The 22,625-nt window shown below is 67.9% G+C and carries 23 protein-coding genes and 2 pseudogenes; 15 read left to right on the top strand and 10 right to left on the bottom strand.

What is annotated here, in order from left to right; translation table 11 throughout:
• The 3 genes and pseudogenes from kasB to A5775_RS19410 all read left to right on the top strand — a co-directional run.
• Window positions 1-735 (top strand): annotated as a pseudogene (kasB, locus tag A5775_RS19420) (3-oxoacyl-ACP synthase KasB); the annotation flags it as partial.
• Between the two features lie 32 nt (window positions 736-767).
• A complete protein-coding gene (locus tag A5775_RS19415) occupies window positions 768-2,189 on the top strand; it encodes an acyl-CoA carboxylase subunit beta (RefSeq protein WP_067255974.1) in 1,422 nt (473 codons plus the stop codon).
• Window positions 2,190-2,307: 118 nt separating this feature from the next.
• Window positions 2,308-2,739, top strand: coding sequence for a nucleoside deaminase (locus A5775_RS19410; protein ID WP_067255971.1), 432 nt, complete (start codon window positions 2,308-2,310; stop codon window positions 2,737-2,739).
• Here the strand turns inward: A5775_RS19410 and A5775_RS19405 are convergent.
• Window positions 2,736-4,277 carry a glycerol-3-phosphate dehydrogenase/oxidase gene (locus tag A5775_RS19405; protein ID WP_067255969.1) on the bottom strand — a complete coding sequence of 514 codons (1,542 nt, stop codon included), beginning with the start codon at window positions 4,275-4,277 and terminating at the stop codon, window positions 2,736-2,738. The genes A5775_RS19410 and A5775_RS19405 overlap by 4 nt on opposite strands.
• The gene (locus tag A5775_RS19400) at window positions 4,274-4,840 is read right to left on the bottom strand and encodes a TetR/AcrR family transcriptional regulator (RefSeq protein ID WP_067255967.1); all 567 of its coding nucleotides are present in this window, start codon (window positions 4,838-4,840) and stop codon (window positions 4,274-4,276) included. Before A5775_RS19400 ends, A5775_RS19405 begins: the two co-directional genes overlap by 4 nt.
• A 47-nt stretch (window positions 4,841-4,887) precedes the next feature.
• On the opposite strand from A5775_RS19400, the gene A5775_RS19395 reads away from it, so the two are divergent.
• Window positions 4,888-6,468, top strand: coding sequence for an FAD-binding oxidoreductase (locus tag A5775_RS19395; RefSeq protein ID WP_156660779.1), 1,581 nt, complete (start codon window positions 4,888-4,890; stop codon window positions 6,466-6,468).
• Entirely contained in the window at window positions 6,465-7,397 is a 933-nt protein-coding gene (locus A5775_RS19390) for a diacylglycerol kinase (protein WP_067255963.1), read from the top strand. The genes A5775_RS19395 and A5775_RS19390 overlap by 4 nt, the downstream gene beginning before the upstream one ends.
• A 49-nt stretch (window positions 7,398-7,446) precedes the next feature.
• Here A5775_RS19390 and A5775_RS19385 read toward each other — a convergent pair whose 3' ends face one another.
• Window positions 7,447-7,740 carry a hypothetical protein gene (locus A5775_RS19385; protein WP_067255960.1) on the bottom strand — a complete coding sequence of 98 codons (294 nt, stop codon included), beginning with the start codon at window positions 7,738-7,740 and terminating at the stop codon, window positions 7,447-7,449.
• Between the two features lie 210 nt (window positions 7,741-7,950).
• Here A5775_RS19385 and A5775_RS19380 point away from each other — a divergent pair, with 210 nt between their 5' ends.
• Window positions 7,951-8,439 carry a nitroreductase family deazaflavin-dependent oxidoreductase gene (locus A5775_RS19380; RefSeq protein ID WP_156660778.1) on the top strand — a complete coding sequence of 163 codons (489 nt, stop codon included), beginning with the start codon at window positions 7,951-7,953 and terminating at the stop codon, window positions 8,437-8,439.
• Window positions 8,440-8,470: 31 nt separating this feature from the next.
• Here the strand turns inward: A5775_RS19380 and A5775_RS19375 are convergent, their stop codons facing one another.
• The 3 genes from A5775_RS19375 to A5775_RS19365 all read right to left on the bottom strand — a co-directional run bounded on the left by A5775_RS19375 (window position 8,471) and on the right by A5775_RS19365 (window position 11,008).
• Window positions 8,471-8,983: a DUF3145 domain-containing protein gene (locus A5775_RS19375; RefSeq protein WP_067255979.1), complete on the bottom strand. Its 513-nt coding sequence runs from the start codon at window positions 8,981-8,983 to the stop codon at window positions 8,471-8,473.
• A 151-nt stretch (window positions 8,984-9,134) separates the two neighbouring features.
• The gene (locus A5775_RS19370; protein ID WP_067255958.1) at window positions 9,135-9,953 is read right to left on the bottom strand and encodes a serine hydrolase; all 819 of its coding nucleotides are present in this window, start codon (window positions 9,951-9,953) and stop codon (window positions 9,135-9,137) included.
• Window positions 9,950-11,008 carry a class I SAM-dependent methyltransferase gene (locus A5775_RS19365; RefSeq protein WP_067255955.1) on the bottom strand — a complete coding sequence of 353 codons (1,059 nt, stop codon included), beginning with the start codon at window positions 11,006-11,008 and terminating at the stop codon, window positions 9,950-9,952. The genes A5775_RS19370 and A5775_RS19365 overlap by 4 nt, the downstream gene beginning before the upstream one ends.
• A 79-nt stretch (window positions 11,009-11,087) precedes the next feature.
• Between A5775_RS19365 and A5775_RS19360 the strand changes: the two genes are divergently transcribed.
• The 4 genes from A5775_RS19360 to A5775_RS19345 all read left to right on the top strand — a co-directional run bounded on the left by A5775_RS19360 (window position 11,088) and on the right by A5775_RS19345 (window position 14,382).
• Window positions 11,088-12,173: an S-(hydroxymethyl)mycothiol dehydrogenase gene (locus A5775_RS19360; RefSeq protein ID WP_067255953.1), complete on the top strand. Its 1,086-nt coding sequence runs from the start codon at window positions 11,088-11,090 to the stop codon at window positions 12,171-12,173.
• Window positions 12,173-12,808: an MBL fold metallo-hydrolase gene (locus tag A5775_RS19355; protein ID WP_067255950.1), complete on the top strand. Its 636-nt coding sequence runs from the start codon at window positions 12,173-12,175 to the stop codon at window positions 12,806-12,808. Before A5775_RS19360 ends, A5775_RS19355 begins: the two co-directional genes overlap by 1 nt.
• A 47-nt stretch (window positions 12,809-12,855) precedes the next feature.
• Complete coding sequence (locus tag A5775_RS19350) at window positions 12,856-13,950, top strand: SAM-dependent methyltransferase (protein WP_067255948.1); 1,095 nt, start codon at window positions 12,856-12,858, stop codon at window positions 13,948-13,950.
• A 75-nt stretch (window positions 13,951-14,025) separates the two neighbouring features.
• Window positions 14,026-14,382 (top strand): hypothetical protein, encoded by a 357-nt coding sequence (locus A5775_RS19345; RefSeq protein WP_067255945.1) that lies wholly within the window; start codon window positions 14,026-14,028, stop codon window positions 14,380-14,382.
• Between the two features lie 26 nt (window positions 14,383-14,408).
• Here the strand turns inward: A5775_RS19345 and A5775_RS19340 are convergent, their stop codons facing one another.
• Both A5775_RS19340 and A5775_RS19335 read right to left on the bottom strand, forming a co-directional pair.
• Window positions 14,409-16,142 carry an Hsp70 family protein gene (locus tag A5775_RS19340; protein WP_067255943.1) on the bottom strand — a complete coding sequence of 578 codons (1,734 nt, stop codon included), beginning with the start codon at window positions 16,140-16,142 and terminating at the stop codon, window positions 14,409-14,411.
• 108 nt (window positions 16,143-16,250) lie between these two features.
• A complete protein-coding gene (locus tag A5775_RS19335) occupies window positions 16,251-17,336 on the bottom strand; it encodes a dihydrodipicolinate reductase (protein WP_067255940.1) in 1,086 nt (361 codons plus the stop codon).
• 88 nt (window positions 17,337-17,424) lie between these two features.
• Here A5775_RS19335 and A5775_RS19330 point away from each other — a divergent pair, with 88 nt between their 5' ends.
• The 4 genes and pseudogenes from A5775_RS19330 (at window position 17,425) to A5775_RS19315 (ending at window position 20,231) form a co-directional block, all read left to right on the top strand.
• Complete coding sequence (locus A5775_RS19330) at window positions 17,425-17,772, top strand: MmpS family transport accessory protein (RefSeq protein WP_197512740.1); 348 nt, start codon at window positions 17,425-17,427, stop codon at window positions 17,770-17,772.
• Between the two features lie 35 nt (window positions 17,773-17,807).
• On the top strand, window positions 17,808-19,115 hold the full coding sequence (locus A5775_RS19325; protein ID WP_067255936.1) for a cytochrome P450: 1,308 nt from the start codon (window positions 17,808-17,810) through the stop codon (window positions 19,113-19,115).
• Window positions 19,116-19,180: 65 nt separating this feature from the next.
• Window positions 19,181-19,724 (top strand): annotated as a pseudogene (locus tag A5775_RS19320) (ester cyclase).
• Window positions 19,725-19,760: 36 nt separating this feature from the next.
• The gene (locus tag A5775_RS19315) at window positions 19,761-20,231 is read left to right on the top strand and encodes a hypothetical protein (RefSeq protein WP_067255976.1); all 471 of its coding nucleotides are present in this window, start codon (window positions 19,761-19,763) and stop codon (window positions 20,229-20,231) included.
• A gap of 4 nt (window positions 20,232-20,235) precedes the next feature.
• Here the strand turns inward: A5775_RS19315 and A5775_RS19310 are convergent, their stop codons facing one another.
• On the bottom strand, window positions 20,236-21,723 hold the full coding sequence (locus A5775_RS19310) for an NAD(P)/FAD-dependent oxidoreductase (RefSeq protein WP_067255933.1): 1,488 nt from the start codon (window positions 21,721-21,723) through the stop codon (window positions 20,236-20,238).
• Between the two features lie 167 nt (window positions 21,724-21,890).
• The gene (locus tag A5775_RS25910) at window positions 21,891-22,055 is read right to left on the bottom strand and encodes a hypothetical protein (RefSeq protein ID WP_231995222.1); all 165 of its coding nucleotides are present in this window, start codon (window positions 22,053-22,055) and stop codon (window positions 21,891-21,893) included.
• 214 nt (window positions 22,056-22,269) lie between these two features.
• Here A5775_RS25910 and A5775_RS19300 point away from each other — a divergent pair.
• Window positions 22,270-22,625 (top strand): cutinase family protein (locus A5775_RS19300; RefSeq protein ID WP_156660777.1); only part of this gene is annotated, 356 nt, incomplete at its 3' end.

The raw sequence follows: 22,625 nt of genomic DNA, 5'->3' as shown, positions 1-22,625 counted from the left end.
TCCGAGGGCATCGCCCAGGCGTGGCGCAACATCGTCTTCGGAGAGGCCGACATCGCCATCTGCGGTGGTGTCGAGACCCGGATCGAAGCGGTGCCGATCGCGGCCTTCGCCCAGATGCGGATCGTGATGTCGACCAAGAACGACGACCCGGTAGGCGCCTGTCGCCCGTTCGACCGCGACCGCACCGGCTTCGTGTTCGGCGAGGCCGGCGCGCTCATGGTCATCGAAACCGAGGAGCACGCCAAGGCCCGTGGGGCCAACATCTTGGCCCGCATCATGGGGGCCAGCGTCACCTCCGACGGCTACCACATGGTGGCCCCGGACCCCAACGGCGAACGCGCCGGGCACGCCATGTCACGCGCGATCCAGCTCGCCGGCCTGTCCCCCGGCGACATCGACCACATCAATGCGCACGCCACCGGCACCTCGGTGGGTGACCTCGCCGAGAGCAAGGCCATCAACAACGCGCTGGGCAGCCACAAGCCGGCGGTCTACGCGCCCAAGGCGGCCCTGGGCCACTCGGTCGGCGCGGTCGGTGCCGTCGAATCGATCCTGACCGTGCTCGCGCTGCGCGACCAGGTGGTTCCGCCCACGCTGAACCTGGAAAACCTCGACCCCGAAATCGACCTGGACGTCGTCGCGGGCAAACCACGCCCGGGCAACTACGAGTACGCGATTAACAACTCGTTCGGGTTCGGCGGACACAACGTGGCCATCGCCTTCGGGCGGTACTAATCCGAGCAACACCGGAATATCAGGAGACTGCGATGACTATCACGGCCCCCGAGGCGGTCGGCGAGTCGCTCGACCCGCGCGACCCGCTGTTGCGCTTGAGCAACTTCTTCGACGAAGACAGCGTCGAACTGCTGCACGAGCGTGACCGCTCCGGCGTGCTTGCCGCCGCCGGGACCGTGAACGGTGTGCGCACCGTCGCGTTCTGCACCGACGGCACCGTGATGGGCGGCGCGATGGGCATCGAGGGGTGCACCCACATCGTCAACGCCTACGACACCGCCATCGAGGAGCAGAGCCCGATCGTGGGCATCTGGCACTCCGGCGGCGCCCGGCTGGCCGAGGGTGTGAAGGCACTGCACGCGGTGGGCCTGGTGTTCGAAGCCATGATTCGGGCTTCGGGCTACGTTCCGCAGATCTCGGTGGTCGTCGGCTTCGCGGCCGGCGGCGCCGCCTACGGGCCCGCGCTGACCGACGTCGTCGTCATGGCGCCGGAAAGCCGGGTGTTCGTCACCGGCCCGGACGTGGTGCGCAGCGTCACCGGCGAGGACGTCGACATGGCCTCGCTGGGCGGTCCCGAGACCCACCACAAGAAGTCCGGGGTGTGCCACATCGTCGCCGACGACGAGCTCGACGCCTACGAGCGCGGCCGCCGGCTGGTCGGATTGTTCTGCCAGCAGGGCCATTTCGACCGCAACAAGGCCGAGGCCGGCGACACCGACATCCACGCGCTGCTGCCCGAGTCGGCGCGGCGGGCCTACGACGTGCGCCCGATCGTGACCGCGATCCTCGACGACGAGACGCCGTTCGACGAGTTCCAGGCCAACTGGGCGCCGTCGATGGTGATCGGGCTGGGCCGGCTGTCCGGCCGCACGGTCGGCGTGCTGGCCAACAACCCCCTGCGCCTCGGCGGCTGCCTGAACTCCGAAAGCGCCGAGAAGGCGGCACGTTTCGTGCGCCTGTGCGACGCGTTCGGCATTCCGCTGGTGGTCGTCGTCGACGTGCCGGGCTACCTGCCCGGTGTCGACCAGGAGTGGGGCGGCGTGGTGCGCCGCGGCGCCAAGCTACTGCACGCCTTCGGCGAGTGCACGGTCCCGCGTGTCACCCTGGTCACCCGAAAGACCTACGGCGGGGCTTACATCGCGATGAACTCCCGGTCGCTGAATGCGACCAAGGTGTACGCGTGGCCGGACGCCGAGGTCGCGGTGATGGGCGCCAAGGCCGCCGTGGGCATCCTGCACAAGAAGAAGCTGGCGGCCGCGCCCGATCACGAGCGCGAGGCGCTGCACGACGAGCTGGCCGCCGAGCACGAGCGGATCGCGGGGGGCGTGGACAGCGCCATCGAGATCGGCGTGGTCGACGAGAAGATCGACCCGTCGCACACCCGCAGCAAGCTCACCGAGGCGCTCGCCCAGGCGCCCGCTCGCCGCGGCCGCCACAAAAACATCCCGCTGTAGTCACCTGCTCGCCAGGTCGCGAGCGTAACGCCACCGCGAAAAAACGCGCCAAAAGTCGCCGCCACGTTACGCTCGCGCGGTGGTCGACGATCGTCGCGTGAGTCTCTCCGCGCCGGCAATGCTGGACGTCGCACTCGAGGAAGCGCGGGCCGGGCTGGCCGAGGGTGGCATTCCCATCGGCGCCGCCCTGTTCGCCACCGACGGCACCCTGCTCGGGCGCGGCCGCAATCGCCGGGTGCAGCAAGGGGATCCGTCGTTGCATGCCGAGCTCGACGCGTTCCGCGCGGCGGGCAGACAGCGCGACTACCGGTCCACCGTCATGGTGACGACGCTCTCGCCGTGCTGGTTTTGCAGTGGGCTGGTGCGCCAGTTCAACATCGGCGCGCTGGTGGTCGGCGAATCCCGAACGTTCAGCGGCGGGCACGAATGGCTGGCGCAACACGGCGTGACCGTCACCGTGATCGGCGACGCGCGCTGCACGCGGCTGATGTCCGCCTTCATCGCCGATCACCCCGATGTGTGGCACGAGGACATCGGACAAGCGCCCTAACCGAACCGCGCCACAAACTCCTCGGCCACCGGCACGGCCCTGTCCCGATCGCGGGGCACCAACCCGATCCGGGTCCGCCGGTCGAGGATGTCGGAGACGTCCAGCGCGCCCTCATGGGTGATCGCGTATTCGAATTCCGCTCGGGTGACGTCGATTCCCTCGACGGCCGGCTCGGTCGGTCGATCGCAGGCGGCGGTGGCGACGACCTTGGGCGCCTCGGCGCCGTAGCGCGACACCAGCGACTCCGGCAGCCCGACGTCCGGCGTCGCGGTGATCCCGGGGTTGGCCGGCGCCCCGATCAGCGGCAGGTTCCGGGTCTGGCATTTCTTGGCGCGCAGCCGCCGCACCCGGTTGGCGCGGTCCAGCACGTCTTGTGCCATGTAACGGTATTCGGTCAGCTTGCCGCCGATCACGCTGATCACCCCGGACGCCGATTCGACGACCGCGTGTTCGCGCGAAACGTCGGCGGTGCGGCCCTCACCGGTGTCGATCAGCGGCCGCAGCCCGGCGTAGGCGCCGACCACGTCGGCCGCCCTGAGCCCGGTCCCCAACGCGGTGTTCACCGTGTCGAGCAGGAACGTGATCTCGTCGACCGACGGTTCGGGCACATCCGGGATCGGACCGGGAGCGGCTTCGTCGGTCAGCCCCAAATAAACCCGGCCCAGTTGTTCGGGCATGGCGAACACGAAGCGGTTGAGTTCCCCGGGGATCGGAATCGTCAGCGCCGCAGTCGGATTGCCGAAGGTGCGCGCGTCGAACACCAGGTGGGTGCCGCGGCTGGGCCGCAGCCGCAACGACGAGTCGATCTCCCCCGCCCACACCCCGGCCGCGTTGATGACCGCGCCCGCCGTAACGACGAACGATTCCCCGTCGCGCGCATCGGTCAGCCGCACCGAGGTTCCGGTGGCCTCCGACGCGGTCACGTGGGTGAGGATCCGCGCGCCGTGCTGCGCCGCGGTGCGCGCGACGGCGGTGACCAGGCGGGCGTCGTCGATCAATTGCCCATCGTAGGCCAAAAAGCCGCCATCCAGGCCGTCACGGCGCACGGTCGGGGCCATCTCCACGACGCGTCGCGCCGAAATCCGGCGCGAGCGGGGCAGTGTCGCCGCCGGTGTGCCGGCGAGGAACCGCAACGCGTCACCGGCCAGGAACCCGCCGCGCACCAGCGCCCGCTTGCTCGGGCTCATCGACGGCAGCAGTGGCACCAGTTGCGGCATCGCACGAACGAGGTGAGGGGCGTTGCGCGTCATCAGGATTCCGCGCTCGATGGCGCTGCGCCGGGCGATGCCCACGTTGCCGGTCGCCAGGTAGCGCAGGCCGCCGTGGACGAGTTTGGAACTCCAGCGGCTGGTCCCGAACGCCAGATCGTGTTTTTCCACCAGCGCCACCCGCAACCCCCGCGCCGCGGCGTCCAGCGCGATCCCGGCGCCGGTGATGCCGCCGCCGATCACGACGATGTCCGGCGACTCGCCCTCGGAGAGCGCGGTCAGGTCGGCGGCGCGCCGCGCGGCGTTCAGGGCGGTCGGGTCAGGGATCACGACAGATATCCGTTCAGCGAGTGGGCAAGTTCGGCGGCCAGTGCGTCGCCGCCGAGCATCGGTTCGACGATCCGGGCCGACTGGATGGCCGACTGCGCGATCAGCAACACCATGGTGGCCATCTGGACCGGGTCGCCGGAGCGCACGCTGCCGTTGCGCTGGGCGGCGCGCAGGCGGGCGGCCAGGGCCTCGATCAACATGCGCTGGCTGGTGCCGAGCCGTTCGGTGATGTACGTGGGCGCGAGCTGCGAGTGCAGCACCGACATCACCAGCCGGTCCTGGCGCAGCAGATCGGCCACCGTAACGATCTGTCGCACAAGGGATTCCCGGTCATCGCCGAGCAGGGGCGCGTCGCGCATCACGTCGGTCACGTGACGGGTCAAGAGCGCCGCGACGACCGAGTGCGTGTCCGGCCAGCGCCGGTACACCGTCGGCCTGCTGACACCCGCACGACGGGCGATCTCGGCGAGGGTCACCCGGTCCACGCCGAAATCGACCACGCAGCTGGCGGCCGCGGCGAGGATGCGCTCCCCGGTGTCCAGCTCGTTACGGATTGACAACATATGTAATACTGTAACGCATGACGCATCCCGACGCGCTCTCCCCGCCCATGAAATGGAACGCGTGGGGAGATCCCGCCGCGGCCAAGCCGCTCTCGGAAGGGATCCGGTCGTTGCTGGCGCAGGCCGTGGGGGTCGAGGGGTCCCCCGCGGCCGAACTGCAGCCCGACCAGGTGGAACTGCGCCCGTCGGCCCTCTCGCCGACGGACCGGGAGGCGCTGGCCGCCATCGTCGGTGCCGAGTATTGCCGCACCGCGGACCACGATCGGTTGCTGCGCGCCGGCGGCAAGTCCACCATCGACCTGCTCAACCGCAAGGATCGCGGGCCGCAGGACGCGCCCGACGCCGTGCTGCTGCCCGGCGATGAGGACGCCGTTGCCGCGATCCTGCGCTACTGCTCCGAGCATCGGATCGCGATCGTGCCGTTCGGCGGGGGCACCAGCGTGGTCGGCGGGCTCGACCCCGACCGCGCCGAGTTCGGCGCCGTCGTCTCGCTCGATCTGCGTCGATTCGATCGGCTGATCTCGCTTGACGAGGTCTCCGGCCAGGCCGTCTTCGAGGCGGGCGTCACCGGGCCGGACGCCGAACGACTGCTTGGCGCGCAAGGCTTTTCGCTCGGCCATTTCCCACAGAGCTTCGAGTACGCCACCATCGGCGGCTTCGCCGCGACCCGCTCCTCCGGGCAAGACTCGGCGGGCTACGGCCGGTTCAACGACATGGTGCGGGGGCTGCGGGTGATCACTCCGGTGGGCACCCTGGACTTGGGCCGCGCACCGGAATCCGCCGCGGGCCCCGACCTGCGTCAGCTGCTGATCGGCTCGGAAGGAACCCTGGGCGTCATCACCCGGGTGCGGCTGCGCGTCCACCGCGCGCCGGAAGCCGTGCGCTACGAGGCCTGGTCGTTCCCCGATTTCGCGACCGGCGCCGCGGCCCTGCGCGCCGTCACCCAAACTGCCACCGGCCCCACCGTCGTTCGGCTCTCCGACGAGGCGGAGACGGGCGTCAACCTGGCCACCACCGAGGCGATCGGCGAATCCCAGATCACCGGCGGATGCTTGGGCATCACGATGTTCGAGGGCACCGAGGAGCACGTCGCGAGCCGGCACGCCGAAACCTGCGCGCTGCTCACGGCCCGGGGGGGAACCTCGCTGGGCGAAGGCGCCGCGCGGGCGTGGGAGCACGGCCGGTTCGGCGCGCCCTATCTGCGCGACTCGCTGCTCGCGGCGGGGGCGCTGTGCGAAACCCTTGAGACCGCCACCGACTGGTCCAACGTTTCCGCACTCAAATCCGCTGTCACCCAAGCACTCACCGACGCGCTGGCCGAATCCGGTACCCCGGCGCTGGTGATGTGCCACATTTCGCACGTCTACCCCACCGGCGCGTCGTTGTACTTCACCGTCGTCGCGGGCCAACGCGGCAATCCGATCGAGCAGTGGAAGACGGCCAAGAAGGCCGCGTCGGATGCGATCATGGCCACCGGCGGGACCATCACCCACCACCACGCCGTCGGCGCCGACCACCGGCCGTGGATGCGCGACGAGATCGGCGAGTTGGGAGTGCAGGTGCTACGCGCGGTCAAGGCGACCCTGGATCCGGCCGGAATCCTCAATCCCGGCAAGCTGATTCCGTGACGTCCGCCGCGGGGCAAACGCACCGGCGCGAAATCGCCAAGGTGATCGCGCTGACCAACCCGGTCTCGGGGCACGGCGCCGCGGTACGCGCCGCCCAGCTCGCGATCGCCCGGCTGCACAAGCGGGGTGTGGAGGTCGTCGAAATCATCGGCGACGACGCCGAAGACGCGCGGCACCTGGTCGGCGCGGCGCTGGAGAAGGGCGCCGACGCGGTCATGGTGACCGGCGGCGACGGCGTCTTCTCCAACGCCCTGCAGGTGTTGGCGCGCACCGACGTTCCCGCCGGCATCGTCCCCGCGGGAACCGGCAACGACCACGCCCGTGAATTCGGCATCCCCACCCAGGATCCCGAGGCGGCCGCGGACATCATCGCCGACGGCTGGACTGAAACCATTGACCTGGGCCGGATTACGGACAGCGGTGGGGTGAGCAAATGGTTCGGCACCGTGGCGGCCACCGGCTTCGATTCGCTGGTCACCGATCGCGCCAACCGGATGCGCTGGCCGCACGGCCGGCTGCGCTATTACGTCGCGATGCTCGCCGAGCTTTCCCAGTTGCGGCTCTTGCCGTTTCGGATGGTGCTCGATGGCACCAGAGAGATCGACACCGACATCACGCTGGCCGCGTTCGGCAACACCCGCAGCTACGGCGGCGGGATGCGGATCTGTCCCACCGCCGATTACACCGATGGCCTGCTCGACATCACGATGGTGCATGAGGCGTCGCGCACCAAGCTGGTCCGTCTGTTCCCCACCGTGATGAAGGGCACCCACGTCAACCTCGACGAGGTGAGCACGACGCGGGCGCGATCTGTCCACGTCGAATGCCCCGGCATCAACGTCTACGCCGACGGCGACTTCGCCTGCGCGCTGCCGGCCGAGATCTCGGTGGTACCAGGCGCTCTGCAGATCCTGCGCCCCGCCCGGTAGCGATGCGCGCCGTGCAATAACCGCTGGCTCATCCGTGCGCTCACGAGGTTCATCGCGGGTTGCCGATCTCGTTACGGACATCATCGAGGTAATCGTCGTAGGCGGCGACGATGTCGTCGAGATCCAGTTGCTTTGGTAGGTCGTCGGGGCGCTGCCGCGCGGTCAGATAGGCCATGGTGGCGGCGATGACGCGAGTTTCGTCGGCATCGGGTCCGGCAATGCCCGCGATGACCTCTGGCGTAGCTCGCATCCGAATGGTCACACGTTCGTCGTCCTGGGCAACACGCACGAGGTAGTCGTGATCACCGAGTGCTTCGATTTCGGGGGTTTCGATATTTTTCATGGCAGTTCCTACTTCCCGAGTGGCTCGTTGCGCGCCGTGCGTCGTAGGCTGACCCGCGGCGCCGACGTCCCGAGGTGTGCACCCGCATGATCTATTTTACGGGCTATAATCATTTAAAAAAAGACCTGGTAAATGGCACGTGGGGCATGATCACCACGGCGGCACGCCGCCACAGCAACTGCTGGTGTGCGGCACGAACAAGGAACAGAGATGACCTGGCGTTGGCCGACTATCACTCGGAGGGTCGCGCCCAAGCGGCCCCCGCTCCTCATTTCCGTTCTGGCTCCGCGTCTCCTGAAACGGATCTCCAAGGCGAACGTGGCGATTTATCGCGCCAGCGATGGCCGCCTTGCCGGCCACGAGTTGGGGCTCCCACTGTGTCTGTTGACCACGACCGGCCGCAAGAGCGGGTTATCCCGAACCACTCCACTGATATTCATGCCCGACGGCGACCGACTGGTTCTGGTGGCGTCACAGGGCGGTCTGCCCAAACACCCAATGTGGTTTCTGAACCTGCGCGCGAACCCCGATGTGCGCGTCCAGATCCGGGCACAGACGCTCAGCATGCATGCCCGCGTCGCTGACGAGACGGAACGCACCCAACTGTGGCCGCGACTCATCGCACACAACCCGCGGTGGGCCAGATACCAATCGTGGACCGACCGGGTGATTCCGGTGGTGATCTGCGAACCGATCTAGCCCCCGCCGAGCAGACACAAAAGCAGAAAACCTAGCCGACCCCCCGGCTCAGCCAACTCACTTCGCCGCCGTCACCGCCGTCGCGGTAGGCCTCGAGCGCCTCGTCCCAGGCGGTGCCCAGCACGGAATCCAGTTCGGCGGCCAGGGTGTCGGCGCCCTGGGCCATCATCGACCGCAGGCGCATCTCCCCGACCATGACGTCGCCGTTGGCGCTCATCGCCCCGCTCCACAGGCCGAGTTGCGGGGTGTGGCTGAAGCGATGGCCGTCGACACCGGGGCTGGGGTCCTCGGTGATCTCGAATCGCAGCACGGACCAGGAGCGCAACGCATTGGCCAACTTGGCGCCGGTCCCCACCGGGCCGACCCAGTTGGTGACCGCGCGCAGCTGACCGGGCATCGCCGGCTGGGGCGTCCAGTTCAGGTTCGCCTTGGCGCCCAGGGTCGACGACAACGCCCACTCGACATGCGGGCACACCGCCGCCGGCGAAGCGTGCACGTACACCACGCCAGTCGTCACGTCGGCGAATTGATTCGACGCTCGCATTTCCTGCTCCTTCGGTTCCACAAGGGACGTCTTCCCCAACGACCTGCGGACCCGGCAAGCAGGGCAGCTTGCTGAGATCTTCGATTATTTGTGTGTCGTGCGTGTCTATTGTGCCTCGTGATACCTGTGTTGCGCTAGTGTGCAGTCCGAATTAGCTGTATTCGGCTATCACGGCGTCGGAAATCGCCGGCCACGGCCGCAGCGCCCACTCCCCGAATTCGCGGTCCGTGAGCACCACCAACGCCAGCGAGATCTCGGGATCTGCCCAGATGAACCCCCCTGCCTGGCCGAAATGGCCGAACGTTCGCGTCGAGTTACGCGCTCCGGTCCAGTGCGGCGATTTCGTGTCCCGAAGCTCAAAACCCAGGCCCCAGTCGTTGGGCCGCTGCACGCCATATCCGGGTAAAACGCCGTCCAGACCGGGAAACTGCACGGTCGTGGCCTCGGCGTGCAGCCGCTCGGAGACCGTGGTCGGGCGCAGCAGGTCCCCCGCGAACGCGGCCAGATCCGCCACGGTCGACGTCGCGCCGAACCCGGCGGCCACCGCACCCCCGTCGAGGCGGGTGGTCGCCAACCCCAGCGGCTCGCACACCGCCTCGGACAGGTAGCGGGCGAAGTCGATGCCGGTCTCGCGTTCCACGGTCTGGCCCAGCACGGTGAAGCCCTGGTTGGAGTAGATGCGGCGGGTGCCGGGCGCGGCCAGCAGCTTGTCGGTGTGCATCGACAAGCCCGAGGTGTGCGCCAGCAGGTGGCGGATGGTGGAGCCGGGCGGGCCGGCGGGTGTGTCGAGGTCGACGGCGCCCTCCTCGAGTGCGACGTGCACGGCCCGGGCCGTCAGCGGCTTGGTCACCGAGGCCAGCTCGTACACCCGCCCGGTGTCGCCGTGGCCGGCCAGGACGCCGCCGGGCCCGACGACCGCGGCGGCCGCGGCACCGACCGGCCACTCGGCCAGCAGGTCGAGGGCTGTCACTTGGTGGCGATGTAGTAGTTGTTGATCGGGTCCGCCTCGATCTCGGCGACCCGCACGTCGTCGAATCCGGCCTCCCCGAGCATCGCGACGGCCAGCTGCGTGCCCCAGGCGGTGCCCAGCCCGGCGCCGTCCAAGGCGAGCGACACCGTCATGCAGTGCATCAACGACGTGGTGTACAGGTAGGTGCTCATCGGCACCCCGACGTTCTCCTCGAGCCGGCTCGACGCCTTGATGTCGGCCATCAGCAGGACGCCACCCGGGCGCAGCGCCCGATGGATGTTCTCCAACACCCGCGCCGGCTGAGCCTGATCGTGGATGGCGTCGAACACGGTGATGACGTCGTAGGCCTCGCGTTTGTCCAGCTCGGGCAGATCGTGGCTTTCGAAGGTTGCGTTCGTCAGGCCGCGGTCGGCGGCCTCGCGGATCCCGGTCGCGATGGCCTGCTCGGAAAAGTCGATGCCGGTGAAGCGGCTGGCTCCGAACGCCTGTGCCATCACGTTGATGGCGTGGCCGCTGCCGCAGCCGAAATCCGCCACGTCGGCGCCGGCGCGCAGGCGCTCGACGAGGCCGTCCACCAGCGGCAGCACGACATCGACGAGCGTGGCGTCGAACACCGCGCCGCTCTCCTCGGCCATCAGCTGGTGGAAGCGCGGGAACTCGCTGTAGGGCAGTCCGCCGCCGGCCCGGAAGCAGCCGATGATTTTCTGCTCGACCTCACCGAGCAGCGGCAGGAATTGGGCCACCACGGCAAGGTTCTGGGGCCCGGCCGCACGGGTCAGCACGCCGGCGCGGTGGGCGGGCAGCGAGTAGGTGGCGGTGTCGGGGTCGTACTCGACGACGTGCCCGGCGGTCATGCCACCCAGCCACTCGCGCACATAGCGTTCGTTGAGCCCGGCGGCGTCGGCGATCTGCGCGCTGGTCGCCGGCGCGCGCCCGGCCATCGTGTCCAGCAGGCCGGTCTGGTGCCCAATGCTCAGCAGGATGGTCAGGCTGGCGCTGTCGAGGGTCGCGGCGATTCGTTCGGTGAATTCTTCGGTGGTCTCCCAAGCCGTCACGTCCTGCGACGCTACACCGGCTCGATGGGTGAACAGCCCGCCGCGAGATGTATGGCGCAGAGCCCTTAAGTTGGATCCCATGAGTCAGACAGTGCGCGGCGTCATTTCACGCAAGAAGGGCGAACCCGTCGAGTTGGTGGACATCGTCGTCCCGGATCCCGGCCCCGGCGAGGCTCTGGTCGACGTCATCGCCTGCGGGGTGTGCCACACCGACCTGACCTACCGCGAGGGCGGCATCAACGACGAGTACCCGTTCCTGCTCGGCCACGAGGCCGCGGGCACGGTCGAGGCCGTCGGCCCGGGCGTGACCGACGTTGCGCCGGGCGATTTCGTGATCCTGAACTGGCGGGCGGTGTGCGGGCAGTGCCGGGCTTGCAAGCGCGGCCGCCCGCACCTGTGCTTCGACACCTTCAATGCCACCCAGAAAATGACGCTGACCGACGGCACCGAGCTCACCCCCGCGCTGGGCATCGGGGCGTTCGCCGACAAGACGCTGGTGGCCGCCGGGCAGTGCACCAAGGTCGATGCCGAGGCCGACCCCGCGGTCGCCGGGCTGCTGGGCTGCGGCGTGATGGCCGGGCTGGGGGCGGCGATCAACACCGGCGCGGTCAACCGCGACGACACCGTGGCGGTGATCGGTTGCGGCGGCGTGGGCGACGCCGCGATCGCGGGCGCGGCGTTGGTGGGCGCGCGGCGCATCATCGCCGTCGACACCGACAACACCAAGCTGGACTGGGCCCGCAAGTTCGGCGCCACGCACACCGTCAACGCCCGCGAACTCGACGTGGTCAAGGCGATCAAGGACCTCACCGACGGGTTCGGCGCCGACGTGGTGATCGACGCGGTGGGCCGGCCCGAAACGTGGAAGCAGGCCTTCTACGCCCGTGACCTCGCCGGAACCGTTGTGCTGGTGGGTGTTCCGACCCCCGACATGACCCTCGAGATGCCGCTGGTGGACTTCTTCAGCCACGGCGGGTCGCTGAAGTCGTCCTGGTACGGCGACTGCCTGCCCGATCGCGACTTCCCCACGTTGATCGATTTGTATCTGCAGGGCCGACTGCCGCTCGAGCAGTTCGTCTCCGAGCGCATCGGGCTCGGCGACGTCGAAGAGGCGTTCCACAAGATGCACGACGGCAACGTGCTGCGTTCGGTGGTGGTGCTCTGATGACGGCCTCGGACCAAGCCGTCGAGCGCCTGGTCACCCGCGGAACGTTCGAACTCGACGGCGGCAGTTGGGAAGTCGACAACAACATCTGGATCGTCGGCGACGACTCCGACGTCGTGGTGTTCGACGCCGCGCACGCCGCCGAGCCCATCCTGGCCGCGGTGGGTAAGCGCAATGTCGTCGCGGTGGTGTGCACCCACGGCCACAACGACCATGTCACGGTGGCGCCCGAACTGGGCGCGGCGCTGGGCGCCCCGGTGCTGTTGCACCCCGGCGACGACGTGTTGTGGCGAATGACCCACCCGGACAAGGACTTCCGCACGATCGCCGACGGGGACACGATCGATGTCGCCGGCACCGAGCTGCTGGCCCTGCACACGCCGGGTCACTCCCCCGGATCGGTGTGCTGGTACGCCCCGGAGCTCGGTGTGGTGTTCAGCGGAGACACCCTGTTCTCCGGCGGCCCGGGCGCCACCGGACGCTCCTATTCGGATTTCCCGACGATCCTGCAGTCGATCTCCGGCCGGCTCGGCACCCTGCCCGGCGACACCGTCGTGCACACCGGCCACGGCGACAGCACCACCATCGGCGACGAGATCGTGCACTACGAGGAGTGGGTGGCGCGAGGCCACTGATTGCGCCACGCCGAACTGGCCACCGGCCCAGCCATTATCGTTGCCCTATGCAGCCTGAACCGCCGATGCCCGAGTCGAGCATCGTGGTCCGCCCGGAGCCGACCTACACCGACGCCTCGCGGCTGCGGGCCGCCGGTTTGGCGAAGGCCATCGCGGCGTTCGAGGGGGCCGCGGAGCAAGTCAGCCTGCCCAAGGCCCCGCAGCCGATCGTCATCGCCGACTATGGCGCCGCCAACGGCCACAATTCGCTCAGGCCGCTGTCGGCGGCCATCGCGGTCTTGCGCCGGCGCACCCGCCACGATCACGCAATCCTGGTGGCGCACACCGATGTACCGCGCAACGACTTCACGGCCCTGTTCGGCACGGTGGCCGACGACCCGGAAAGTTACCTGCAGCTCGACCCGGCGACGTTCACGTCGGCGATCGGCCGGTCGTTCTACAACCAGATCGTGCCGTCCAAGACGGTGAACCTGGGCTGGACGTCCTGGGCGACCCAGTGGTTGAGCCGAACACCGTGCGAGGTGCCCGATCACGTGCACGTGTCCTGCACCGGCGACGACGCGGTGCGTTCGGCATATTCCGACCAGGCCGCGCTGGACTGGCATAACTTCGTCGCGTTCCGCGGGCGCGAACTGGCGCCGGAGGGCCGGCTGGTGGCCTTGACGATGGCCGCTGACACCGACGAGACGGCGGGCTTCGGCCCGCTGCTCGACGCCATCGTCGGCGCACTCAACGATCAGGCGCGCGACGGCCTGCTGGGCTCGGATGAGTTGCGGCGCATGACGATTCCCACTTTCGCCCGCACCGAGAAGGATTTTCGCGCTCCGTTCTCGCCCAAGGGGCGCTTCGAAGGCCTGATGATCGAGCACCTCGAGATATTCAACGCCGAGGATCGCTTCTGGGCCCGCTTCCAGTCGGACAACGACGCGCAGGCTTTCGGTGCGCAGTGGGGGGCGTTCGCGCGGTCGGCGCTGTTCCCCGCGCTGGTGCGCGCGCTCGACGGCGGGATCCACGACGCGCGGGCCGCGCAATTCGTGGAGCAGCTACACAGCGCCGTCACCGAGCGGCTGTCCGGTGCACCCGAGCCGATGCGCATCCCGCAGGCCTTGGTTGTGCTGGTCAAGGGCGACGGGTCGCGCTGAGGAGAGTTTCGGCACAGCTGCGCAACGGGTAACCCCCTGCAATCGCCGAATCTGCGACTGCGAGGGGGTAGATGGATGAGTGTGCAGGACGATAAGTCGTCCGGTCAGGACGACGAGCAACGATTAACCGAGAAGCCGGAGCCGGACGAGGACGACAAGAAGAAGGCCGCCGAAATGATGGGGGCCTACGAGGACAAGGCGACGATCGTGCTGCCGGGGACCGGGGGGAGCGTGTCCGGCACCGCGGTCAACGATTGGTTGGACGAGGACGGCAGCCCCAAGCACGAGGTGCCCGAGGGCGCGGATGCGCAGGCCAAGGACGACGACGGCCGCGAGGAAAAGGATCTGAAGGAACAGATCGACAAGGACAAGGCCCTGAACGAGAGGTTACGGGAAGCCGCGACCGCGGAGAATAAGGGCGAAAAGGATTGAGCTGAACGGCAATTCCCGGTTGACGTTCAGTGAGTGGGCAATGGGCCCAGTGCGCTGACGCCCAGGCCGCCTTGAATCTCCTGAAGGATCTGGTTGACCCGGTCGATGCCGGGGATGGGTTCGTTGACTCCGGGGATCGGTGGGATCGCCGGGACGGCCACCCTACGCGGGGAACTCGGACGCGCGGGCGCGGCCGGCGGGACCGCCTGCGGGGTCGCCGGCGGCGTGGTGGTCATCGGCGTCTCGGTCTCGGCGGGCGGGTTGGTATCGGAGGTCGACGGCACCGGAACATCCACAGGCCCGGGTTCGGCGGTCGCGCTGTCGGGGAGAGGCGCGGCCGGCGTGGTGGTCAGGGCGGGCGCCGGCGTCGTCGCCGATTTGTCCTGTGAGTTCAGTCCGATCGCCACGGCGCCGCCCACTAGCAGCACCGCCGCGGCGGTGAGAAGAATCGCGGCCGCCGGCAGCAGCCGCCACCGCGCGAGTAGCCCCTTGCGCCGCGCGGGCGGGACGGCGATCCGAGTGGTGGCCGCGTCCGCGTCGGGTGCGCCGCCGACCGGTATGACGCGCGACTGCTGAGCCGTGGCCGACCAGGCCCGTATCGGCATCGCGCCCGGCGCCGGATGCGCGGGCGGCACTTTCGCGGTCGCGGTCGCCGCGGTGGGGGGCGCCGCGGCGGCGGGCGCCGCGGGTGCCGCAAACGTCGCATCGTCGGCGCCGCGCGCGACCCGCAACGCGGCGCCGACCGCCGCGGTGAGTTGGGGCCGCGGCGTGGTGACCACCGGGACGCGAAAATGCCGCGACAGCGTGGTGGTGACGGCCGGGAGGTTCGCTCCGCCGCCCGTCGAAACGATCGCGACGAGGTCACGGATCCCGTTGCGCGCCAAGGTTTGATCCAACGCAGCGATGAACCCGGTCAGCGCCGGGCGGATCGCGTCGTCGAGTTCGTGTCGAGCGAGCCGGATTTCGCCACGCGCCCCGGTCAGGCCGTTGGTCAGCGTGGCCGCGGTGCTCGAGGACAGCTGCTCCTTGGCGACGCGGCACCCGCTCCTGAGCCGGCTCAGCGAGCCGATGGCCGCCGTGCCCGTGGGGAATGCGCCGGTGGTCGGCATGTTGGCCACCACGACGCCCAGCAGCGCCTGATCGATCACATCGCCGGAGAAATCGCGGTGCCGCACGGTCGGCGCCAGCGCCCGGTAGTCACCGTCGGCGTCCATCAACGTGATGTTGGTGCCGCTGCCGCCGAAATCGCACAGCGCGACGGTGCCGCGCGCCGGTATGCCCGGGCGGGCCCGCACGGCGAGCAGCGTCGCGGCGGCGTCGGGAATCAACAGGATCGGGCGTGCCCGTTGCGACCATTCGGGGATTTCGCTCAGGGCGGCGCCCAGGGCCTCCACCGCCGGCGACTCCCAATGGGCCGGGTAGGTGACGGCGACGTCGTCGGGCAGGGCGCGCCCAGCGGTGACCGCGTAGGCCAGCGCCCGCAGCCCGTCGGCCAGTAGCACCTCGCTGCGGTGCACCGAGCCGTCGGGGGCCACGACCCCGCGCGGGTCGCCGACGCGATTGACGAAGCCGGTGATCACCACGCCCGGCCCTTGCAGTCGGGGGTTTTCGTCGGGGATGCCGATCTCGGCGGGCCGGTCGGGGTACAGCGTGAGGACGGGCTTGCGGGTGAGGGCCTGGGCGGAGGAGTCGGAGGTCGCGGCCGCCAGGTTGGTGACACCGATCGATAGTCCCAGTGCGGTCCCAGCTTCATTGGCCATGTTTGGATTCCCGTGTTCGCAGCACCGACTCGCATCCGGCTAGCCGCTATTGTGCCGCCAATTCCTGTATCGCGTGTCGGCGGCAGCTATGTGACCGCTGTGCGCCGGTCAGCGGATGTTGCCGGCGCCGGCGATGAGCGGCAGGTCGAGCGGGGTCACCCAGCCCGGCCGTAGGTCGTTGACCGCCGGCACGGCGTTGAGCGCCCGCAGCCCGGTGGCCAGGCAGCCGGCCGCGGCGGCGTCGCGGCCGGAGCCGTCGGTGAACCGGAACGCGGTCTCCTGGAAGATGCTGGGCGTGCCTTCGATGTCTACCCGGTAGACGTCGTTGTCGTGACCCGAGGGCCAGTCCGGCGCGGCGTCCAGCCCGATGCGGTTGACGTGCTCGAGCTGGATGCGCGTCTCGCCCTGATAGACACCGTTGATGGTGAACCGGACGGCGGCGACGTGCCCGGGCTTGATGACGCCCCTGGCGGAGTTGCGCTCGGTGGGCGTCACCCATTTGTCCCAGGTGGTGGTGATCTCGTCGAGCATGATGCCGGCGGCGTGCGCGATCATCGGGACCGTGGCGCCCCACGCGAAGATCAGCATGTCGCGGTCTTGCAGCATCGGATTGAATTCGGGCTCGCGGCCGATGCCCATCTCCAATTCGTAGTCGCCTTCGTAGTTCGTGTAGTCCAGCAGCTCGGAGGCCCGGACCCGGCGCACCTCCGAGCACAGGCCCATCAGCGTCATGGGGAACATGTCGTTGGCGAATCCGGGGTCGATGCCGGTGGTGAAGCAGGACGACTCGCCCAGCTCGCAGGCCTCGGTGATCGGCGTGATCCAGTTGGGCGGGTTGAGGTGCATCGTCGGCCACACCCACGGCGTCATCGCCGTCGAGCAGACGTCGATGCCGGCCCGCAGGAAACGGGTGATCAGCGCGATGTTCTTCTTGGCGTGCATGGCCGTCGGGCCGTAATGCACCAGCGCGTCTGGCTTCAGCGCGATCAGGGCGTCGATGTCGTCGGTGGCGGCCAGGCCGACCTTTTCGGACATGCCACAGATTTCGCCGACGTCGCGGCCAACCTTGTTCGGATTGCTGACCCCGACGCCTACCAACTCGAAGAGCGGGTGCTTGACGATCTCGGGGATCACCATCTTGCCGACGAAGCCCGTGCCAAACACCACCACACGTTTTGAGTCGTGTCCCGCCATGCGTTACGCCACCTTTCGGTCATCAACCCCCGCTTCGGGTTTCACATTAAGCTTCCCTACCGTCGCCCGTGGTGACACGATGCAATTCATGAGAATGCACCTCGCCGGGCCTTCTATCCTGTTCGCCGTCGGTTTCGGGTTTGCCAACGCCTGCGGCGCGGCCTACGCCCTGCCCCAGATGCCGCAGGTCCGCTATGAGGTCAATGGGCCCGCGGTCGCCGAGTTCATCTACTACCAAACCGACACCGGGCAGCTGCATCAGGTGAATGCGCCGCTGCCCTGGTCGACGGAATTCACCGGGTTTGGCGGGGAGGTGTTCACGCTCAGCGCGCAGGGGCCGGGCCCGATCTCCTGCAAGATCTTGATCGACGGCAACGTGGTCAGCGCCGCGACGGCGACCACCGGGGTGCCCGCCCGAACGGTCTGCACCCACTGACCGAACAGTCCCCGGCACGACATGAGGAGGTCCAGGTGACCCTCGAGACCGGCCCCAAGAAGGGCCTGGCGGTGCGGACGAACGGGGCGCCGCCCCCCGAGATTCCGCTGGCCGACATCCATCTCGAGTCGCTGGACTTCTGGGCGCTCGACGACGACGTCCGCGACGGCACCTTCGCCACGCTGCGCCGCGAGGCGCCGATCTCGTTCTGGCCGGCGATCGAGTACGAGGGGTTCGAACCGGGCGACGGGCATTGGGCGCTGACCAAGCATGACGACGTGTTTTTCGCGAGCCGTCATCCGGACATCTTCAGCTCCAGCCCCAACATCACGATCAACGACAACACCCCGGAGATCAGCGAATACTTCGGCTCGATGATCGTGCTCGATGATCCGCGGCACCAGCGGCTGCGCTCGATCGTCAGCCGCGCGTTCACCCCGAAGGTGGTGGCGCGCATCGAGGCGTCGGTGCGCGAGCGGGCCCGCCGGTTGGTTGCCTCGCTGATCGCCGATCATCCCGACGGGGAGGCCGAGCTGGTCAGCGAGCTCGCCGGTCCGCTGCCGCTGCAGGTGATCTGCGACATGATGGGCATCCCCGAGGAGGACCATCAGCGAATCTTCCACTGGACCAACGTGATTCTCGGGTTCGGTGACCCGGACCTGGCCACGGATTTCGGGGAGTTCCTCCAGGTGTCGATGGACATCGGCGCCTACGCCAGCGCGCTGGCCGAGGACCGGCGGTCCAACCACCACGACGACCTGACCACCAGCCTGGTGGAGGCCGAGGTCGACGGGGAACGGCTGACGTCGACGGAGATCGCGTCGTTCTTCATCCTGCTGGTGGTGGCCGGCAACGAGACCACGCGCAACGCGATCAGCCACGGCGTGCTGGCGCTGTCGCGCTATCCCGCCGAGCGGGACAAGTGGTGGTCCAATTTCGACCGCCTGGCGCCGACCGCCGTCGAGGAGATCGTGAGGTGGGCGTCGCCGGTGATCTACATGCGCCGCACGTTGACCCGGGACTTCAAGCTGTCCGGCACCAAGATGAAGGCGGGCGACAAGGCCACGCTGTGGTACAACTCGGCCAATCGCGACGAGTCGACGTTCGACGATCCCTGGGCTTTCGACGTCGCGCGCACCCCCAATCCGCATTTCGGCTTCGGCGGCGGAGGCGCGCATTTCTGCCTGGGCGCCAACCTGGCTCGTCGTGAAATCCGGGTCGTCTTCGACGAATTGCGCCGCGAGATACCCGATATCGTCGCGACGGACGAACCCGCGCGGCTGCTGTCGCAGTTCATCCACGGCATCAAGACCCTGCCGGTCGCCTGGACTCCCCCGCGGTAGGTTGTGCGGTTCGCCTCTCCCCGAAGGCATACCGCCTCGCCGAAACCCAGGATTACGCTGACCACGTGACCATTCCCGCCTTTCCGGCGCCCGAGGTGCTGGCCGCACGTCAGAAACTCGTGCTCGACCACTTCCATGACGAGGTCCGCCAGGCGTGGGACGACGTGTTGTCGACGTTCCCGCATCCCCGCTATGAGCTGATTCCCCAGATGCTCGTGCACGACGGCGACGCGGCAGTGCGCCGCTACTACACCGACACGCGGGCCGCCTTTCCCGATCAGGATCACGAAATCATCGCGCTGCGACACAGCGCCGACGCGGTGGTCGTCGAATTCTGGCTGATGGGCACGCACCGCGGCTACCTGGGCAAGGTCCCGCCGACCGGCAGCCGGTTCCGCGTGCGGATGACGGCCTACTTTGTTCTTCGACGACACGGAAACGCTTGTCTGCGAACGTATTTACTTCGACTCTCTGACGATGGTCAAACAACTCCTGGGCGGGCTGGACCTGAAGAAGCCGGCAAACTGGTTGCTGGCCGCACGCTGCGCGCGCGGGTTCCTGTCGATGTCGTCGGAAAAACCGGACCCCGCGCTGACCAATACCCCCTAAACTCCATCGCCAGGGCATGGAATGAAGGAGGCTGCGATGCGAGTCTTGAGCCTTCACAGAATCTGCTGCCTGACCGCCGTGGCGATGCTGGGTTTCTGCACGACGGCCACGACGGCCACCGACGCCACCGCTGCTCCGTTGCCACCGGGCTCTCATACCGAGAAGTGGATCGCCTTGCAGGCCGGTCAGTGCGTGGCGGACCTGCCGCCGGCCGATGGGAGCCGCGCCGACGTCACCGTAGTCGACTGCGCGACAGCGCATTTAGCCGAAGTCTACCTTCGCGCCCCGATGGCCGTTGACGCCGCGATCGCCACCGTCGCCAATCGGGACTGCGCGGCCGGGTTCTCCCCCTACACCGGCCAACCCGTTGACGGCAGCCACTTTTCGATCACCTATCTGATCGACTCGAATCAGGACCGCACCGGCGCCGATCCGACCCCGAGCACCGTCATCTGCTTGCTGCAGTCCGCCAACGGGCAACCGTTGACCGGATCCGCGCGCCGCTGAGGCGCTAGGCGATCACGTAGTCGCTGAGCGGGAAGGTGCGGGCTTCGCGTACCGAGTTGAGTGTCGTCGTCGGACGCAGCAGCGATGCTTCACCATTGGGACTGAAATAGTACGACCGCGACGTCGCGCAGTTGCCGCTGTAGAACACCGAGTTGTCCAGCAGTTTGGTCATCCGCTCCATGAATCGATCGTTGGCCTCCTCGGTCACCTCGAAGGTCGTCGCGCCCCTACGCTTGACCTCGCCGAGCAGCCGGTCCATGTGCCGCATCTGGTATTCGATGGTGTGGAAGAAGGACAGTCCGGAGAAGGCGAACGGACTGGCCAGGCTCAAATAGTTGGGGAAGTAGGGCATACAGACGCCCTGGTAGGCCTGGAACCTGGTCTCCCGCCACCACTTTCCGAGGTTGCGTCCTTTCCGGCCGACCACCTCGATGGCCGGGAAGTTGGCCTCCCACAGGTCGAATCCCGTCGCGAGCACCAGGGTGTCGATGACCGTCTTGCGTCCATCCGCGGTGACGATGCCGTCCGGCTCGAACCGCTCGATGGTGTTCGTCTCGAGGTGCACGTGCGGCTTGGTGAAAGCGCGGTAGAAGCTGTTGGAAAAGGTCGGCCGCTTGCAGCCGAGGTCGTAGTCCGGCGTCAGCTTCGCGCGCAGTTCTTTGTCCCGGATCCACCGGAATCGGTTGATCTTGGCCATGTCGGAGGCGGAGATGTTCCCCCGCCCGCGCGACTGCCGAAAATGCAGCGCCATGACGACCATGATGATCTCGAGGATGATGTCACTCACCCACCGCAGGGTCCGCTGTGTCGCCGGCACCCGCGCGAACACGCGCCGCATCCGCGGGGGGATGGGGAAATCGAACTTCGGAATCACGTGGGTCGCGGTGCGCTGGTACACGGTCAGCTCCGCGGCCTCTCTGGCCAACTCGGGAATGGCCTGCACCGCGGACGCCCCGGTCCCGATGACGGCAATTCGGCGCCCCGCGTAGCTATAGGCGTGGTCCCACGCGGTGGTGTGGACCACCTTGCCTTGGAAGCTCGTGATGCCGGGAATGTCCGGGGTGCGCGGCTGGGACAGGAATCCCGTCGCGGTGATCAGGAAACGGCAGGTCAGGGTTTCGCCGCCGGCCAGCGAGACCCGCCACACCGAGGTGTCCTCTTCCCACTGGGCACCCTCGACGGTCGTGTTGAAGCGCATGTGGCGGCGTACGTCGTACTTGTCGGCGACCTCCACGGCGTATTGCTTGACCTCGGCACCCGGCGCGAACAACCGTGACCAGTCAGGTTTGGGCTCGAACCAATACGAGTACGTGGTGGAGGGGATGTCGACGGCGATGCCCGGGTAGTGGTTGACATGCCAGGTCCCGCCCAAGTCGTCCTCGCGGTCGAGGATGACGAAGTTGTCAAACCCGAGACGCTTGAGCTGAATTGCGGCGCCGATGCCCCCGAAGCCTGCACCTACGATGATCGCGTCGAGACGGTCCGTTTTCACAGCCTTGCTCCGTGCTACCTGTTTTCGTACTTAACGAATCATAAGCCTTCCCTAAGATATGTCACTTTAGTAGGACGCCACGCCGCGCGCATCCGAGCGTTGTCGGTATGTGACCTTGCCGACATTTGTGCGCTCGCTCAGCAATTTCGGCTCAGGCGGAATCCATTTCAGCTCACCGAGTCCTCGTCGCGTGGCTGGCCGCAGTCCATCCGGGCCTGGGTCCGTGCGTCGTGCACGCACAGGTCGTCGTCGCGGCCCCACGTCACCGAGTGGTGTTTAACGGGAATACAATCGAACGTTACGTCGGCGAAACCCGTTTCGCCCGTTGCCATATCGTCAGCCCTCCGGCGGTGGGCATCTCGCGGCCTCCCGCTACGATAGACAGCAAACGGCGCTTAAAGTGTGTTGATAGGCAACAACTGCACAATGGCTGCGTCGGTCCGGCGGAGGCGATGCGGGCGCTCTCCGCCGCTTGTAGCGGCACCCCGATTTACAGCAAAACATGACGAAACGACCAGTAAGTTGACAGTTTTGGGAGGGGCTCGCATGGGCACTTTGGACGGCATGATTGCACGTCACATCGTTCGTTCTCTTGGTCCAGCAGTAGTTATCGCAGCATCGGGTGTGGCCGCTTCGGCCGTATCTGGTTCCGTCATTCCCACCGCTTCAGCCCAGTGTCCGGACGTACAGGTGGTGTTCGCCCGCGGCACCGGCGAAGCCCCGGGCGTGGGACCCACCGGGCAAGCCTTCGTCGACGGCCTACACCAACGCGTCGGCGGTAGGTCGTTCGACGTTTATCCGGTTAACTATCCCGCCACCGACCAGTGGGACACCGGCCTCGACGGCATCAGAGACGCCAGCAACCACGTCGTATCCATGGCCCACGACTGTCCCAACACCAA

It is taken from the genome of Mycobacterium sp. 852002-10029_SCH5224772 (genome assembly GCF_001667315.1).
Taxonomy (GTDB): domain Bacteria; phylum Actinomycetota; class Actinomycetes; order Mycobacteriales; family Mycobacteriaceae; genus Mycobacterium.
Note: the sequence above shows the minus strand (reverse complement) of the source record. Positions and strands in the feature narration are given on the sequence as shown.

What these genes read in the sequence shown, in the direction of transcription:
- A5775_RS19350 (WP_067255948.1), top strand. Translation starts at nt 12,856, where the DNA reads ATGCAGCCTGAACCGCCGATGCCCGAGTCGAGCATCGTGGTCCGCCCG.
- A5775_RS19345 (WP_067255945.1), top strand. Translation starts at nt 14,026, where the DNA reads ATGAGTGTGCAGGACGATAAGTCGTCCGGTCAGGACGACGAGCAACGA.
- A5775_RS19355 (WP_067255950.1), top strand. Translation starts at nt 12,173, where the DNA reads ATGACGGCCTCGGACCAAGCCGTCGAGCGCCTGGTCACCCGCGGAACG.
- A5775_RS19400 (WP_067255967.1), bottom strand. Translation starts at nt 4,840, where the DNA reads ATGTTGTCAATCCGTAACGAGCTGGACACCGGGGAGCGCATCCTCGCC.
- A5775_RS25910 (WP_231995222.1), bottom strand. Translation starts at nt 22,055, where the DNA reads ATGGCAACGGGCGAAACGGGTTTCGCCGACGTAACGTTCGATTGTATT.
- A5775_RS19375 (WP_067255979.1), bottom strand. Translation starts at nt 8,983, where the DNA reads ATGCGAGCGTCGAATCAATTCGCCGACGTGACGACTGGCGTGGTGTAC.
- A5775_RS19415 (WP_067255974.1), top strand. Translation starts at nt 768, where the DNA reads ATGACTATCACGGCCCCCGAGGCGGTCGGCGAGTCGCTCGACCCGCGC.
- A5775_RS19340 (WP_067255943.1), bottom strand. Translation starts at nt 16,142, where the DNA reads ATGGCCAATGAAGCTGGGACCGCACTGGGACTATCGATCGGTGTCACC.
- A5775_RS19395 (WP_156660779.1), top strand. Translation starts at nt 4,888, where the DNA reads ATGAAATGGAACGCGTGGGGAGATCCCGCCGCGGCCAAGCCGCTCTCG.
- A5775_RS19330 (WP_197512740.1), top strand. Translation starts at nt 17,425, where the DNA reads ATGAGAATGCACCTCGCCGGGCCTTCTATCCTGTTCGCCGTCGGTTTC.
- A5775_RS19380 (WP_156660778.1), top strand. Translation starts at nt 7,951, where the DNA reads ATGACCTGGCGTTGGCCGACTATCACTCGGAGGGTCGCGCCCAAGCGG.
- A5775_RS19410 (WP_067255971.1), top strand. Translation starts at nt 2,308, where the DNA reads ATGCTGGACGTCGCACTCGAGGAAGCGCGGGCCGGGCTGGCCGAGGGT.
- A5775_RS19385 (WP_067255960.1), bottom strand. Translation starts at nt 7,740, where the DNA reads ATGAAAAATATCGAAACCCCCGAAATCGAAGCACTCGGTGATCACGAC.
- A5775_RS19360 (WP_067255953.1), top strand. Translation starts at nt 11,088, where the DNA reads ATGAGTCAGACAGTGCGCGGCGTCATTTCACGCAAGAAGGGCGAACCC.
- A5775_RS19315 (WP_067255976.1), top strand. Translation starts at nt 19,761, where the DNA reads ATGCGAGTCTTGAGCCTTCACAGAATCTGCTGCCTGACCGCCGTGGCG.
- A5775_RS19335 (WP_067255940.1), bottom strand. Translation starts at nt 17,336, where the DNA reads ATGGCGGGACACGACTCAAAACGTGTGGTGGTGTTTGGCACGGGCTTC.